14 protein-coding genes, 1 other RNA gene and 1 pseudogene are annotated in these 14,813 nt (G+C 75.3%); 8 read left to right on the top strand and 8 right to left on the bottom strand.

Annotated elements, in window-relative coordinates; all coding sequences use genetic code 11:
- The coding region (gene efeB, locus LG632_RS25835) for an iron uptake transporter deferrochelatase/peroxidase subunit (protein WP_226729955.1) at positions 1–1,133 on the top strand (1,133 nt) is incomplete at its 5' end.
- 22 nt (positions 1,134–1,155) lie between these two features.
- Positions 1,156–2,028 carry an iron uptake transporter permease EfeU gene (gene efeU, locus LG632_RS25830; protein WP_226729954.1) on the top strand — a complete coding sequence of 291 codons (873 nt, stop codon included), beginning with the start codon at positions 1,156–1,158 and terminating at the stop codon, positions 2,026–2,028.
- Between the two features lie 37 nt (positions 2,029–2,065).
- On the opposite strand, the gene LG632_RS25825 is transcribed toward efeU, so the two are convergent.
- The 3 genes from LG632_RS25825 to LG632_RS25815 form a co-directional block, all read right to left on the bottom strand.
- Complete coding sequence (locus tag LG632_RS25825) at positions 2,066–2,644, bottom strand: GNAT family N-acetyltransferase (RefSeq protein WP_226729953.1); 579 nt, start codon at positions 2,642–2,644, stop codon at positions 2,066–2,068.
- Positions 2,641–3,552 (bottom strand): PhzF family phenazine biosynthesis protein, encoded by a 912-nt coding sequence (locus tag LG632_RS25820; protein ID WP_226729952.1) that lies wholly within the window; start codon positions 3,550–3,552, stop codon positions 2,641–2,643. Before LG632_RS25820 ends, LG632_RS25825 begins: the two co-directional genes overlap by 4 nt.
- Positions 3,553–3,629: 77 nt before the next feature.
- Complete coding sequence (locus LG632_RS25815) at positions 3,630–4,418, bottom strand: SDR family oxidoreductase (RefSeq protein WP_226729951.1); 789 nt, start codon at positions 4,416–4,418, stop codon at positions 3,630–3,632.
- A 129-nt stretch (positions 4,419–4,547) separates the two neighbouring features.
- On the opposite strand from LG632_RS25815, the gene LG632_RS25810 reads away from it, so the two are divergent.
- Together LG632_RS25810 and LG632_RS25805 are read left to right on the top strand one after the other, a co-directional pair.
- A complete protein-coding gene (locus LG632_RS25810) occupies positions 4,548–5,849 on the top strand; it encodes a multidrug effflux MFS transporter (protein ID WP_226729950.1) in 1,302 nt (433 codons plus the stop codon).
- A gap of 9 nt (positions 5,850–5,858) precedes the next feature.
- Entirely contained in the window at positions 5,859–6,863 is a 1,005-nt protein-coding gene (locus LG632_RS25805) for a small ribosomal subunit Rsm22 family protein (RefSeq protein WP_226729949.1), read from the top strand.
- A 171-nt stretch (positions 6,864–7,034) separates the two neighbouring features.
- Here the strand turns inward: LG632_RS25805 and ddaH are convergent.
- Positions 7,035–7,838, bottom strand: a pseudogene (ddaH, locus tag LG632_RS25800) (dimethylargininase); the annotation flags it as partial.
- A 126-nt stretch (positions 7,839–7,964) separates the two neighbouring features.
- Between ddaH and LG632_RS25795 the strand changes: the two are divergent.
- Both LG632_RS25795 and LG632_RS25790 read left to right on the top strand, forming a co-directional pair.
- Entirely contained in the window at positions 7,965–8,570 is a 606-nt protein-coding gene (locus tag LG632_RS25795; RefSeq protein ID WP_226729948.1) for a TetR/AcrR family transcriptional regulator, read from the top strand.
- Positions 8,571–8,735: 165 nt separating this feature from the next.
- Positions 8,736–9,488, top strand: a complete 753-nt coding sequence (locus LG632_RS25790; RefSeq protein WP_226729947.1) for a bifunctional DNA primase/polymerase — start codon at positions 8,736–8,738, stop codon at positions 9,486–9,488.
- A 48-nt stretch (positions 9,489–9,536) separates the two neighbouring features.
- On the opposite strand, the gene yaaA is transcribed toward LG632_RS25790, so the two are convergent.
- Positions 9,537–10,337 carry a peroxide stress protein YaaA gene (gene yaaA / locus LG632_RS25785; protein ID WP_226729946.1) on the bottom strand — a complete coding sequence of 267 codons (801 nt, stop codon included), beginning with the start codon at positions 10,335–10,337 and terminating at the stop codon, positions 9,537–9,539.
- A 386-nt stretch (positions 10,338–10,723) separates the two neighbouring features.
- Here yaaA and LG632_RS25780 point away from each other — a divergent pair, with 386 nt between their 5' ends.
- Positions 10,724–12,166 carry an RNB domain-containing ribonuclease gene (locus tag LG632_RS25780; RefSeq protein ID WP_226729945.1) on the top strand — a complete coding sequence of 481 codons (1,443 nt, stop codon included), beginning with the start codon at positions 10,724–10,726 and terminating at the stop codon, positions 12,164–12,166.
- Here the strand turns inward: LG632_RS25780 and LG632_RS25775 are convergent.
- On the bottom strand, positions 12,153–12,815 hold the full coding sequence (locus LG632_RS25775) for a hypothetical protein (protein ID WP_226729944.1): 663 nt from the start codon (positions 12,813–12,815) through the stop codon (positions 12,153–12,155). The genes LG632_RS25780 and LG632_RS25775 overlap by 14 nt on opposite strands.
- Entirely contained in the window at positions 12,812–13,552 is a 741-nt protein-coding gene (locus LG632_RS25770; RefSeq protein ID WP_226729943.1) for a MerR family transcriptional regulator, read from the bottom strand. Before LG632_RS25770 ends, LG632_RS25775 begins: the two co-directional genes overlap by 4 nt.
- Positions 13,553–13,629: 77 nt before the next feature.
- Between LG632_RS25770 and rnpB the strand changes: the two genes are divergently transcribed.
- An RNA gene (gene rnpB, locus LG632_RS25765) (RNase P RNA component class A) lies at positions 13,630–14,030 on the top strand.
- Between the two features lie 101 nt (positions 14,031–14,131).
- On the opposite strand, the gene LG632_RS25760 is transcribed toward rnpB, so the two are convergent.
- Positions 14,132–14,813: histidine phosphatase family protein (locus LG632_RS25760; protein WP_226729942.1), on the bottom strand; the 682-nt coding region annotated here is incomplete at its 5' end.

Here is a 14,813-nt window from a genome sequence, read left to right as displayed (position 1 = left end):
ACCACGTGCCGGCCGCGCTGACCGGTGCCGCGGTGCCCTTCCACGGGCCGCACCAGGCGGGCATCGCCACACCCGTCCAGGACCGGCTGCACTTCGCCGCGTTCGACGTGAAGACCAAGGACCGGGCCGAGCTGGTCCAGCTCCTGAAGGACTGGACCCGCGCGGCCGAGCGGATGACCGCCGGTCTGCCCGTCGGCGAGGGCGCGGTCGGCGGCCTGCCGCAGGCCCCGCCGGACGACACCGGCGAGGCACTGGGCCTGAAGCCGTCCCGGTTGACCCTCACCATCGGCTTCGGCCCCTCGCTGTTCGCCAAGGACCGTTTCGGCCTGGAGGACCGGCGGCCGGAGGCCCTGGTCGACCTGGAGCTGTTCCCGGGGGACAACCTGGACCCGGCCCGCTCCGGCGGCGACCTGTGCGTCCAGGCCTGCGCGGACGACCCGCAGGTCGCGGTGCACGCCGTCCGCCAGCTGGCCCGCATCGGCTTCGGCAGGACGGTGATGCGCTGGTCCCAGCTGGGCTTCGGCAAGACCTCCTCCACCACCCCGGAGGAGCAGACCCCGCGCAACATGATGGGCTTCAAGGACGGCACGCGGAACATCTCCGGGACCGACACCGCCGCCCTGGAGCGGCACGTGTGGGTCGCCGAGAAGGACGTGGCGGGCCCCTCGGCCTGGATGGCGGGCGGCTCGTACCTGGTGGCCCGGCGGATCCGGATGAACATCGAGATCTGGGACCGCACCCCGCTCCAGGAACAGGAGGACATCTTCGGCCGGGACAAGGCCGAGGGCGCGCCCGTCGGCAAGTCCAAGGAGCGCGACGAGCCCTTCCTGAAGGCGATGAAGCCGGAGGCGCACGTGCGCCTGGCGCACCCGGACTCCAACAACGGCGCGACGATCCTGCGCCGCGGCTACTCCTTCACGGACGGCACCGACGGCCTGGGCCGGCTCGACGCGGGCCTGTTCTTCCTCGCCTACCAGCGCGACGTCCGCACGGGCTTCGTCCCCATCCAGCGCAGCCTGGCCAAGGCCGACGTCCTCAACGAGTACATCCAGCACGTGGGTTCGGCGATCTTCGCCGTCCCGCCGGGCGTCCGCGACAAGGACGACTGGTGGGGCCGGGCGCTGTTCGCCTGAGTCCTGAACGGGAGGAACCGACGTGTTCAGCAACTACCTGATCGGCCTGCGCGAGGGGCTGGAGGCCAGCCTGGTCGTCTGCATCCTCGTCGCCTACCTGGTCAAGACCGGCCACCGCGACAAGCTGGTGCCGATCTGGCTGGGCGTGGGCATCGCGGCCGCGGTCAGCCTCGGCTTCGGCGCGGCGCTGGAGTTCGGCACCCAGGAGCTGACGTTCCAGGCGCAGGAGGCGATCGGCGGCAGCCTGTCGATCGTCGCGGTGGGCCTGGTCACCTGGATGGTCTTCTGGATGAGGCGCACCGCGCGGCACCTGAAGGCGGAACTGCACGGCAAGCTCGACGCGGCGCTCGCGATGGGCACCGGGGCGCTGGTGACCACCGCGTTCCTGGCGGTCGGGCGCGAGGGCATCGAGACCTCGCTGTTCGTGTGGCGTTCGGTGAAGGCGGCCGGTGACGGCGCCGGCCCGCTGACCGGGGTGCTGCTGGGCATCGCCTCGTCGGTCCTGCTGGGCTACCTCTTCTACCGGGGCGCGCTGCGGATCGACCTGGCGAAGTTCTTCACCTGGACCGGCGGCATGCTGGTCGTGGTCGCCGCCGGTGTCCTCGCGTACGGCGTCCACGACCTGCAGGAGGCGGACTTCGTGCCGGGGCTGCAGGACCGGGCCTTCGACATCAGCGCGACGATCCCGCCGGACAGCTGGTACGGGACCCTGCTGAAGGGCACGTTCAACTTCCAGCCGGACCCGACCTGGCTCCAGGTCGCCGTGTGGGCCCTGTACCTGGTGCCCACGCTGACCCTCTTCCTGGCCCCCCAGCTGGGCCGCCGGACCCCGAAGCCTCCGGCCCCGGACACCACCCCGGCCCCTGCCGCGGCGCCGGCCGAACCGGGCGCCTGAGCCGCGGCGCACCCTGCTGCCCCTTCGCCGCGCCGGGTCACCACAGCCGGTCGCGCGTCCCCGGGTACAGGCCGATCCGGGTCCCGGCGAAGTCGGCCGGGGCGGTGCCCGGGCCGAAGCAGCCCGCCAGGACCGCCTTGTCGAAGCCGGGTGCGTCGGTGGCCAGCGGCTCCTCGGGGGTGCCGCCGACCAGGACCGTGCCGGGCAGGACCTGGAACGAGGCCCGCTCGTAGAACGGCACCAGCGCGCGGTCGCAGCTGAACAGCGCGAGGTCCAGCCCGGGTTCGGCGGCCAGCGCGGCGTGCGCGGCGCGGACCACCCGCAGCCCGTGGCCGCGCCCGCGGGCGTCCGGTCGTACGGCGACCGAGGACAGCCCGGCCGCCCGCAGCCGGCGACCGCCGTGCTCCAGCTCCTTGAACAGCAGCGCGAGCGAGGCGAGGACGGTGTCCGCCGGGTCCACCAGCAGCAGGACGCGGGGGGCGAGCGCCGGGTCGTGGCCCGGCGCCGCGCCCGGCCAGGCCGCCGCCTCGATCCCGGCGACCTGGGCGGCGTACCGGGCGGGCAGCGCGGCCTCGGCGTACGCGAGCACCCGCCGCGGCCCGGCGGGGGCGGTCACGGGATCAGGGCGCCCGCGCCGGAGACCCGGACGCGGGGATCGCCCGCGTGCAGTTCGACCGTCAGGACGCCGGGGCGGCCCAGGTCCTCGCCCTGGTGCAGGGTGAGCACCGCCTCTTCGGGGACCAGTCCCAGCGCGCGGGCGTACGCCCCGAAGGCGGCCGCGGCGGCGCCGGTGGCCGGGTCCTCGACCACCCCGCCGACGGGGAAGGGGTCGCGGACGTGGAAGACGTCGGGACCGGCCCGGTGGACCAGCTGGACCGTGGTGAGGTCCAGGCGCAGCATCAGGGCCTTCAGCCGGTCGAAGTCGTACGCCAGGTCGGCGAGCCGGGCCCGGGTGGCGGCGCCGAGCACCAGGTGCCGGGCCCCCGCGTAGGCGATCCGCGGCGGGATCGCCGGGTCCAGGTCGGCCGCGGGCCAGTCCAGCGCGGCCAGCGCCTCGGCGAGGTCGGCGTCGGTGACGTCCTCGACGTGCGGGACGACGCTGGTGAGGGTGGCGCGCAGGGTGCCGTCCGGGCCGGCGGCCACGGAGACCGGGACCGGTCCGGCCTGGGTGGTGAAGAGCAGCTCGCCGGGGCCGGTGCGGTCCGCGAGGGCGACCGCGCTGGCCACGGTGGCGTGGCCGCAGAACGGCACCTCGGCCTGCGGGCTGAAGTAGCGCACGCGGAAGGAGCGGCGGCCGGGCTCGCCCCCGGAGCCGTCCGCGGGCCCGGCGCCGGAGCCGTCCGCGGGCCCCGCCCCCGCGCCGTCCGGAGCCGGGGTCAGGAACGCCGTCTCGCTGTAGCCCAGCTCGGCCGCGATGGCGAGCATCGCGGCGTCGTCCAGCCCGGAGGCGTCGAGGACGACTCCCGCGGGATTGCCACCGGCGGGGTCGGCGGAGAACGCGGTGTAGCGCAGGATCTCGGTCATGATCGCCCCAACCACGCCCGGCCGGTGGTGATTCCCACCCGGGCGGCGGGCGCGCGGCAGGGGCGGCCGGGCCGCGCTCAGCCGCGTCCGATGTACGGCATCGTGGTCGCCATCACCGTCGCGAACTGCACGTTCGCCTCCAGCGGCAGCCCGGCCATGTGGACCACCGTGCGGGCCACGTCGGCGGCGTCCATGACCGGCTCGACCGCCAGCTGCCCGTTGGCCTGGAGGATGCCGGTCTGCATGCGCTCGGTCATCTCGGTGGCGGCGTTGCCGATGTCGATCTGGCCGCAGGCGATCCGGTACGGGCGCCCGTCCAGCGACAGGGACTTGGTCAGGCCGGTCACGGCGTGCTTGGTGGCGGTGTACGCCACCGAGTGCGGGCGGGGGACGTGCGCCGAGATCGAGCCGTTGTTGATGATCCGGCCGCCTTGCGGGTCCTGTTCCTTCATCTGGCGGAACGCGGCCTGCGCGCAGAGGAAGGCCCCGGTGAGGTTGACGTCCACGACCTGCTTCCAGGCCTCGTACGTCAGGTCCTCCAACGGCACGCCGGCCGGGCCGAAGGTCCCGGCGTTGTTGAAGAGCAGGTCGAGCCGCCCGTAGCGCTCGCGGACCGTGCCGAACAGCGCGGCCACGTCCGCCGGGTCGCTGACGTCGGCCCGGACCGGCAGGACCGCGGGCCGGCCGGCGTCCGCGCCGACCGCCCCGGCCGCCTCCGCGGCCGCGGCGGTGGCCTCGAGCGGTTCGAGCCGGCGGCCGGCCACCGCGACCGTCCAGCCGGCCGCGGCCAGCGCGAGGGCGACGGAGCGGCCGATGCCGGAGCCGGCACCGGTGACGACGGCGATCTTCTGCGCGGGTGCGTTCATGGGGCCGCAGGCTACGTCACGGCGGCGGCCGGGCCCGGGACGTTCCAGCAACTGAGAACATGGACGGGCCGGCGGTACGACGAGACGATCAGCCGCTGGGACGACGCGCGAGACAGACGGGAGCCGCCCATGTCGGAAAGAGGCACCGGCCCCAGCCGGACCACCTCCCACGGGACACCTCCCGCCGACGCCTCCCCCACCGCCCCCGCCGTCCGGCCCGGGGCGCTCGTCGTGTTCGTCCTCGGCGGCCTGACGGCCCTCGCCCCGCTGTCGATGGACATGTACCTGCCGGCCCTGCCGGAGGTCACCTCCGCCCTGTCCAGCCCGGCCGCGACCGTCCAGCTGACCCTGACCGCGTGCCTGGCCGGCATGGCGCTCGGCCAACTGGTCATCGGGCCGATGAGCGACAAGTGGGGCCGCCGCCGCCCGCTGCTCGCGGGCATGGTGGTCTACGTCCTGGCCACCGCCGTCTGCGCCCTGGCGCCCAGCGCCGGGCTGCTCATCGGCTTCCGGCTGCTGCAGGGCCTGGCCGGGGCCGCCGGGATAGTGATCGCCCGGGCCGTCGTACGGGACCTCTACGACGGGGTCGCCATGGCCCGGTTCTTCTCCACGCTCATGCTGATCTCCGGCTCCGCCCCGATCGTGGCCCCGCTGATCGGCGGGCAGGTGCTGCGCGTCGCCGACTGGCGGGGGGTCTTCCTCGTACTGACCGGCGTCGGCACGGTCCTCACCCTGCTGGTGTGGCGGGGGCTGCGGGAGACCCTGCCGCCGGAGCGGCGCCGGACCGGCGGGGTCGGTGCGGCCCTGCGGACCATGCGGGGGCTGCTGGCCGACCGGGTCTTCGCCGGGTACGCCCTGGCCGGCGGGTTCGCGTTCGCGGTGCTCTTCTCGTACATCTCCGCCTCGCCGTTCGTGGTCCAGGAGATCCACCAGGCGTCCCCGCAGGCGTTCAGCCTGCTCTTCGGCGCCAACTCGGTGGGCCTGATCGCCGTCGGCCAGGTCAACGGCAAGGTGCTGGTGGGCCGGGTCAGCCTGGACAAGGTGCTGGCCGTCGGGCTGGCCGTGTGCACGGCGGCGTCGGTGGCGCTGCTGCTGATGTCGGCGGGGGTGTTCGGGAGGGTGGGCCTCGCCCCGGTGGCCGCCGCGCTGTTCGTGCTGGTCTCGGCGATGGGGCTGCTGCTGCCCAACACCAACGCGCAGGCGCTGATGCGCACCCCGCACGCGGCGGGTTCGGCCTCCGCGCTGCTCGGCACCTCCTCCTTCCTGGTCGGCGCCATCGCGTCACCGCTGGTGGGCATCGCCGGTGAGGACACGGCCGTGCCGATGGCGCTGGTGCAGGTGGTCTGCTCGCTGCTGGCGGCGGCCTGCTTCCTGGGCATGTGCCGGCCCTGGCAGAACCGCGAGCCGGTCACCGCCCCGGGGGCGCCGTAAGCTGCGGTGGTGAACGCCTCCGTACCCGCCTCCTCCTCCACCACCGCCGACACCCTGCGCGCCGCGCTCGGCGGGCTGCTCGACGGGCTGCCGCCGAAGCAGGCCTCGGCCGCCGTCGAGCGGCTGATCGCGAACTACCGGGGCCGTACGCCCACGGACGCGCCGGTGCTGCGGGACCGGTCGGACGTGGCGGCGTACGCGGCCTACCGGATGCCGGCGACCTTCGAGGCGGTCCGGGCGGCCCTCGGCGCCCTCGCCGACGCCGCCCCCGACTGGGCCCCGGCCTCGCACGTCGACGTGGGCGGCGGCACGGGCGCCGCGACCTGGGCCGTGGACGCCACCTGGGACGGGCCGCGCGAGACCACCGTGCTGGACTGGGCCGAGCCGGCGCTGGTGCTGGGGCGGGAGCTGGCGGCGTCGGCGGGCTCGCCGGTGCTGCGGGCGGCGCAGTGGCGCCGCGCGGTCATCGGCGCCGGACTGTCCCTGCCGGAGGCCGATCTCGTCACCGTCTCCTACGTGCTCGGGGAGCTCGACGACCGGGCCCGCGCGGCGGTGGTCGCCGAGGCGGCCCGGGCGGCGCGGGCGGTCGTGGTGATCGAGCCCGGCACGCCCGAGGGGTACCTGCGGATCCGCGAGGCCCGGGACGCCCTGATCGCGGCGGGGCTGCACGTGGCCGCGCCGTGCCCGCACGACGGCACCTGTCCGATCGCGGTCGGCGAGGACTGGTGCCACTTCTCGGCCCGGGTGAGCCGGTCGTCCCTGCACCGGCAGGTCAAGGGCGGCTCGCTGGCGTACGAGGACGAGAAGTTCAGCTACGTCGCCGCCGTGCGCTTCCCCGCGAGCGCCGCCCCGGCCCGGATCACGCGCAGGCCGCAGATCCGCAAGGGCCTGGTCCTGCTGGACCTGTGCGGCCCGGACGGGCTCGCCCGCGAGACGGTCACCAAGCGGCACGGGGACCTGTACAAGGCGGCCCGGGACGCCGAGTGGGGCGAGGAGTGGCCGCCGGCCGGGTGACGCGACCGGCGGCCGGGGCCGGGGTCAGCCCGCCGGTGCGGCGGGCTCGGCGGGCTCTGCGGGCTCTGCGGGCTCGGCGGGCTGAGCGGGGACGGCAGCCACGGCGGGCTCGGCAGTCACGGCGGGCTCGGCGGTGACGGCGGGCTGCGCAGTGACGGCGGGCTCGGCGGGGCGGAGCTCCTGGGTGCAGCACTTCACGCTGCCGCCGCCCTTGAGCAGCTCGCCGAGGTCCGCCCCGATCGGCTCGAAGCCGCGCGCCCGCAGCGGCGCGAACAGCCCGACGGCCGCCTGCGGCAGCAGCACGTGCCGGCCGTCGCTGACGCCGTTCAGGCCGAGCGCCGCCGCGTCCTCGTCGGTGGCGATCAGGGCGTCGGGGAACAGCCGGCGCAGCACGGCCCGGCTGCCGGGCGAGAACGCCGGCGGGTAGTACATGATCTCGTCGCCGTCGAGCACGCACAGCGCCGTGTCGAGGTGGTAGTAGCGCGGGTCCACGAGCTCCAGCCCGATCACCGGCCGCCCGAAGAACTCCTGGGCCTCGTCGTGCGAGAGCGGACTGGAGCGGAAGCCCCGGCCGGCCAGCACGTAGCTCGCCGTGACGGCGAAGTCGCCCTCGCCCTCGTTGACGTGCGAGGCCCGGTGGACCTCCGGGAAGCCGTGCGCCGCGAACCACTGCGCGTGGGCCTCGGCCTCGGCCGCGCGCTCGGGGTGGGCGAAGCGCGCGATCAGCACCCGGCCGTCGATGACGGTGGCGCCGTTGGCCGCGAAGACCATGTCGGGCAGCGCCGGGTCCGGCGTGAGCACCTCCACGGTGTGGCCGAGGGCGCGGTAGCGGTCCCGCAGGTCCTCCCACTGGGTCAGGGCGAGGGGCAGGTCCACCGGTTTCGTGGGATCCATCCAGGGGTTGATGGAGTACGTGACCTTGAAGTGCGCGGGTGGGCACATCAGGTACCGCCGGGGTGTGGCGTCTCTGCGCAAAGAAGGCTCCTCACGTTATGAGAGTCAGAGAATCGTCTCTCCTGAACGGTGAGCGCGCAGTGAACTGATCGGGTGGTTTACCCGACCTTGGGAAGACGATACGTCTCGCATTGATAGGGTGATCGGATGGCGAAGACCCCCGATGCCTCCCGGCGCAGCGACCGTTCCCGGCGTGCCATCCTCGACGCGGCCCTCGCCCTCGTCGGCGAGGCCGGCTACGACAAGCTGACCATCGAGGCCATCGCCGCACGCGCCGGCGTCGGCAAGCAGACCATCTACCGCTGGTGGCCGTCGAAGGCCGCCGTCCTCCTGGACGCCTCCCTGGCCCTGGCGGGGGACGCGGAGAGCGAGGGCGGCTGGGAGGGCTTCCCGGACACCGGGGACCTGGCGGCGGACCTGAAGCACGTGCTGCGGGCCACGGTCGACCAGTTCAACGACGCGAAGTACGAGGCCCCCGCCCGGGCCCTGACCGCCGCGGGCGCCACCGACCCCGCCCTCGGCGCCGAGTTCACCGCCAAGCTGCTGGAGCCGCAACTGGCGCTGTACGAGGCGCGGCTGCGCTCGGCCCGGGAGGCCGGGCAGCTCGCCGAGGACACCGATCTGCGCCTGGCCGTCGAGATGCTGGTCGGCCCGCTGACGTACCGCTGGCTGCTGCGAACGGCGCCGCTCACGCACGCGTTCGCGGACGCGCTCGTGGACCGGGTCCTCGGCGGCATCGCCAAGGTGGCGTAGATCACCGGCGTCCCCGACCCCTTCTCTCCGCGCAAGTGTGGCTGAAATGTGCCGTTATGTGGGGGTTGTGTGGTGGCCCGGGTCGGGAAGTGCGGTCACTTCGGCTTCCGGATGATGGGACGATGGTGGGATCTGCCGAGGACCAACGGTGAGGTGAGGGGATAGATGGGGTCTGAGTCCGGCCGCGTGGTACGCGGCGAGCAGAGCCGGATTTCCGGATGGCTCCGCCGGCGCCGCAAACCGGCCGCGCAGGACCCCGGACGCGAGCGCGAGGCGCTCCTGCTGGCCGTGGCCGCCGCGGGCCTCCCCCTCGCCCCCGCCGCCCATCCCGACGGCTACCGCTGTTCGTGCGAACGCATCGGCTGTCCCACCCCCGCCCGCCACCCGCTGTCCTTCGCCTGGCAGACCCAGTCCACGACGGACCGCGCACAGCTCGAACGCTGGGCCCGCAACCAGCCCGAGGCCAACTTCATCACCGCGACCGGCATGGTCCACGACGTCCTCGACGTCCCCCTGGAGGCCGGCCGCGACGCCCTGGACCGCCTGCTGGCGGCGGGCATCGCCGTCGGCCCGGTCGCCGAGTCGGGCGGTACGGGCGCCCAGGCCCGGATGCTGTTCTTCACCGCCACCCGCGGCACCCCCGAGGACGAGGACGAGTGGTGGCCCTGCGAACTGGACTGCCACCCCGAGACCATGGACGAGCACCCGGGGCTGCGCTGGCACTGCCGCGGCAGCTACGTCCTCGTCCCGCCGGCCGCGCTGCCGGGTGACCACGTGGTCGCCTGGGTGCGGGGCATGGAGCACCCGCTGCCCGACCCGCTGACCCTGCTGGAGACCCTGACCGACGCCTGCGCCCAGCACGCGGACGCCACCCCCGCGGACGACCCGCACGCCGTGGCCTGGCCCCTGGCCCACTGACCTCCGCGCCCACGGCCCGGGCGGAGCGCCGCCCGGGCCGTGCGCACGTCAATGGATCCGAGTGACGACGACGTCCAGGGACCACGCCTTGGCCGGCTTGGCGGGCGGCTGCGCCTCCACCACGTGACCGAGGTCGCGCAGCGCGGTGACCAGTTCGGCCGGGTCCCGCGGCGCGGCCCCGGCCAGCAGCAGGTCGCGGACCAGCCGGCCCTTGGTGGCCTTGTTGAAGTGGCTCACCACCGAGCGCTTCTCCACGCCGTCCACGACCTGCGCGTGCAGCACCCGGACCGTCGCGGTCCGGCCGGCCGGCTCGCCCTTGGGCTTCCACGCCGCCGCGTACGCCGACGAACGCAGGTCCAGCACCAGCCCGTCCCCGGCTGCCTCCGGCAGGGCCGTGGCCATGGGGCCGCGCCAGTGGGCGGCGAGCGCGCCGAGGCCGGGCAGCTTCACGCCCATCGAGCAGCGGTAGGAGGGGATCGCGTCGGTGATCCGCACCGCGCCCCACAGGCCGGAGAACACCAGCAGCGAGCGCTCGGCCGCGGCGCGGGCCGCCGGGGGCAGACCGGCCAGGTCCAGGGCGTCGTAGAGCACGCCGGTGTAGATCTCGCCCGCCGGGCGGGCCGGGGCGGTGCGCAGGGCGGCGTTCTTGGCCACCTCCGCGCGCAGTCCCTCGCTCAGGCCGAGCACCTCACGCGCCTTGAGCTCGTCCCCGGCGCAGAGCTCGACCAGCTCGTCGAGGACGGCGGCGCGTGCGGCGGCCAGCCCCGGCAACGACAGCCCGGCGAGCTCCAGCGGCGCGCCGGACCCACCGGAGGCTTTTCCTTCGGACGGCGGCAGCAGCACGAGCACGGCGTTTTCTCCTTCGAACGAACCCAGGGCGGGGGTGCGGCCCCGCCCGCAAGCGTAATGCGGCCCCTGGCACGCCGTGCCCGTCTCCCTGGCGCACGGCCCCTCGGCCGGGGCCGAGGCTTTGCGGCTCCCCCGCGGGACCCCCGCCCGTCGCGGTCCGCGGCCCCCGGACGGCTGAGCGCGCAGTTCCCCGCGCCCCTGAACGGGCTCCGCCCAGCCCCCGCCAGGGGCGCGGGGAACTGCGCGAGCGACCACCCACGGTCCTGCGCACCGCGACGCGATGGGCACCCACCACGGCGGGGCCGGGGCCGGGGCCGGGCGGCCCGGCCCGGTAGGGGCCGGGGTGTCGGGGTGCCTGGCCCCGGTGGGAGTCATACGCTCGGGGCATGCCCCGCCGCCACCTGCACATGACCGGCGCCGAAGGAGCCGCCCTGCGCACCGCGCTGCGAACGCTCCGCGCGGAGCTGGCCGTGCCCGAGGCCTTCCCGGACGCCGCCCTCGCCGAGGCGGAATCCGCCGCGCAGGCCCCCCGGCTGCCCGCGGCGGACGCCACCGACCTGCCGATGTTCACCATCGACCCGCCCGGCTCGAAGGACCTCGACCAGGCGATGCACCTCGCCCGCCGCCCCGGCGGCGGCTTCCGCGTCCACTACGCCATCGCGGACGTGGCCGCCTTCGTCACCCCCGGCGGCGCCCTGGACGCCGAGGCCCACCGCCGCGTCACCACCCTCTACTTCCCCGACGGCAAGATCCCCCTGCACCCGCCGGCCCTGTCCGAGGACGCCGCCAGCCTCCTCCCCGGCCGGGTCCGCCCGGCCGTGCTGTGGCGCCTGGACCTCGACTCCGAGGGCCGCGTCGAGACCACCGAGGTCCGCCGCGCCCTGGTGCGCAGCCTGGTCAAGATGGACTACGCCGGGGTCCAGCAGGACATCGACTGCGGCACCGCCGAGGAACCGCTCGCCCTGCTCGCCGACATCGGCCGGCTGCGCGAGGCCCTGGAGGTGGAACGCGGCGGGATCTCCCTCAACGTGCCCGAGCAGGAGATCGTCGCCCGGGACGGCAGCTACTCGCTGCTGTACCGCGCTCCCCGGCCCGCCGACGGCTGGAACGCCCAGATCTCCCTGATGACCGGCATGGCCGCCGCCGACCTGATGCTCGCCGCCGGCACGGGCGTGCTGCGCACCCTGCCGCTCGCCCCGGACGGCGCCGTGGGCCGGCTGCACCGCGTGGCGCAGGCCCTGCGCATCGACTGGCCGCACCACATGCCGTACGCCGAGCTGGTCCGCTCCCTCGACCCGCAGCTGCCCACCCACGCGGCCTTCCTCCAGGAGTGCACGACGCTGCTGCGCGGCGCCGGCTACACCGTCTTCACCGACGGCCAGGACCCCTCCCCCGCCCTCCACGCGGCGGTGGCCGCCCCGTACGCCCACTGCACGGCCCCGCTGCGCCGGCTGGTGGACCGCTACGCCAGCGAGCTGTGCCTGGCCGCCGCGGCGGGGGCCGAGCCGCCCGAGTGGGTGCTGTCCGCCCTGCCGGCCCTGCCGAAGGAGATGGCCGACGGGGGCCGGCTCGCGAACACCGTCGAGCGGGAGTGCGTGGACCTGGTGGAGGCGGCCCTGCTCCAGGAGCGGGTGGGCGAGACGTTCGCCGGGGTGGTCATCGACGTCAAGGAGCACGAGCCGACCACCGGCACCGTGCACCTCGAAGACCCGGCGGTGGTGGGCCGGTTGGAGTCCTTCGGCCCCGAACTGCCCCTGGGCGAGCGCGTCCGGGTCCGCCTCGCCCAGGCGGACCCGGTACGGGCCAAGGTGCTGTTCACGGTGGCGTAGCCGGCTCCCCCGGGGGACCCGCCGGGTCCTGGGCCGCGCGCAGCGCCCGGACCAGGGTGCGCGGATCGTCGGCGTGGAAGCGGATGACGCGCGCCTCGCCGGTGGCGCCGAGCGGCCGGGCGAAGCCCAGCGGACGGGCCAGAACGAGCGTCACCGTGGTCTGGCCGCCGACGACGACGTCGAGCGTGCCGTCCGCGTCGAACGCGACGAGCCGGCCCTCGGGGTAGCGCCGGTCGACCCGGGCCGTGGCGACGGCGTCCGGCGGGACGCGCAGGTCGAACAGGGCGCCGTAGCGGATCCGCAGGGTGCCGTCCGGGGCCAGCACGTGCGGGCGGGTCACGCAGGCCGCGTGCAGGGCGAGCAGCAGCAGGACGCCGTAGACGTCGAGGACCAGCACCACCCGGTGCACGGCCGGCCAGGGGATCAGCACGGACAGCGCCACCGTCTCCACGACGGAGACGAAGAGCATCCCGTACATCATCGCCGTCTGCGGGCCGGTGTAGGCGGCGGCGAGGTCGCCCTCGCGCACCCCGTGCCGGCGCCGGACGACCCACAGCCCGAGCGAGACCAGCGCCCGCAGCTCGTGCACGACGAGCCGCCGCACCACCGCCGGCACCAGCCGCTGTACCGCCGCGCGCCGGGTGCTCATCCCCGCCCCCGTTCCATGAATGCCTCCATCACCTGGCGTACGACCTCGGCCTGGGCCGGTGCGTACTCGGCGAGCAGGGCCTGTTTGAAGCCCTCCCCCGCGGTCGTGGCGGCGTCGGCCGGGACGGCGGCGAACAGTTCGTCGTGCACCGCCGCGACCAGGTCCGCCACCAGGCCCGGGATGCGGGGGTCGGTCACGGCGGCGTCGGCGAGCTCGTCCAGGCGCTCGTAGAGCACGAGCACCGCCGGGTCGGCGGCGAGCGGGCCGAGCGCCGCGTAGAGCTCTTCGCCCGCCCCGCCGGCCGCGTCGAGCAGCGTCAGGTGCTCGCGGTCCTTGGCGGCGGCGGGGGAGGCGGTGGCCGGGGCCTTGGCCAGCAGCGCGGCGAGCGCGGGCGAGACGGGCTCGACCTCGCCGGGCGGCGCGGCCAGCAGCACGGCGAGCCGCCGCCGGCGCTCGTGGATCTCGGCCTCCTGCCGGGCCAGGTCGGCGTCCAGTTCCTCCAGTACGTCGGCCAGGTCGCGCCCGGCGTCGTCGGCGAGCACGTCGCGCACCTCCTCCAGGCTCAGCCCGAGCTCGGTCAGCCGGCGCACGCGCGCCAGCAGGACGGCGTCGCGCACGCCGTAGGCGCGGTAGCCGTTGGCCCGGCGCGCGGGCTCCGGGAGGAGGCCGACGTGGTGGTAGTGCCGGATCGCCCGGGTGGTGACCCCGACGAGGGCGGCGAGTTCTCCGATCCGCATGGCTCCCAGTACAGACGTTGCCGTTGCGGCAAGGTCAAGCCCGGGCGCGCGGGCCGGTAGCATGGGCAACCGCAGAACAAGCGGAGTGGACGGCCGCGTCGGGGCATCTCGCCCCGCCGAGGAACGTCCGGGCTCCACAGGGCAGGGTGGTGGGTAACGCCCACCCGGGGTGACCCGCGGGACAGTGCCACAGAAAACAGACCGCCGGGGGCTTCGGCCCTCGGTAAGGGTGAAACGGTGGTGTAAGAGACCACCAGCGCCTGGGGTGACCCAGGCGGCTAGGTAAACCCCACCCGGAGCAAGGTCAAGAGGGGTCGGAGCGATCCGGCCCTGCGCGGACGATCGAGGGCTGCCCGCCCGAGTCCGCGGGTAGACCGCACGAGGCCGGTGGCAACACCGGTCCTAGATGGATGGCCGTCTCCCCGGCGACCGCGAGGTCACCGGGTGACAGAACCCGGCGTACAGCTCCGCTTGTTCTGCACCCCCTCTTCCCGTGGCCGGGCCCCCTCCTGTCCGCACCCCCTCCTGCTCTGCCTCGGTCCGTGGCGGGTGCCCCGCGCCGCCGCGTGGCCCCGCCGCCTACCGCAGGTGCGAGGTGTCGTTCAGCAGGCGCAGCGAGGCGTTGCCGTCCGCGTAGTACGCCACCGCCGACAGCGAGGCCGCCGACAGCTCCATCCGGAACAGCGACTCCGGCGGGGCGCCGAGGGCGAGCCGGACCAGGGTCTTGACCGGGGTCACATGGGTGACGAGCAGGACGGTGCGGCCCCGGTGGGCGGTCAGCAGCCGGTCACGGGCGGCCGCGACCCGGCGGGTGACGGTCGCGAAGCTCTCGCCGCCGCCGGTGGGGGCCGCCTTCGGGGAGGCCAGCCAGGCGTCCAGGTCGGCCGGGTACCGCTCCTTGACCTCGGCGAACGTCAGCCCCTCCCAGGCGCCGAAGTCCGTCTCGCGCAGGCCTTCGTCGACCGTGACGGGCAGTCCCAGGCGGTCGGCGACGGCCTGCGCGGTCTCGCGGCAGCGGCGCAGCGGGGAGCTGATCACCGTCTGCACGGTGCCGCGGGCGGCCAGGGCCGCCGCGACGGCGTCGGCCTGCCGGCGCCCGGCGGGCGAGAGCTCGGGGTCGGCGCCGCCACTGCCGGAGAACCGCTTCTGCGGGGTCAGCGCCGTCTCCCCGTGCCGCAGCAGCACGAAGGTCGTCGGCGTCCCCAGGTCGGGCCCGCTCCACCCGGTGCCGCGCTCCGCCGCACCGGCCGCCGCCGGGGCG

The sequence above is a fragment of the Streptomyces antimicrobicus genome (genome assembly GCF_020532625.1).
Lineage (GTDB): Bacteria > Actinomycetota > Actinomycetes > Streptomycetales > Streptomycetaceae > Streptomyces > Streptomyces antimicrobicus.
Note: the sequence above shows the minus strand (reverse complement) of the source record. Positions and strands in the feature narration are given on the sequence as shown.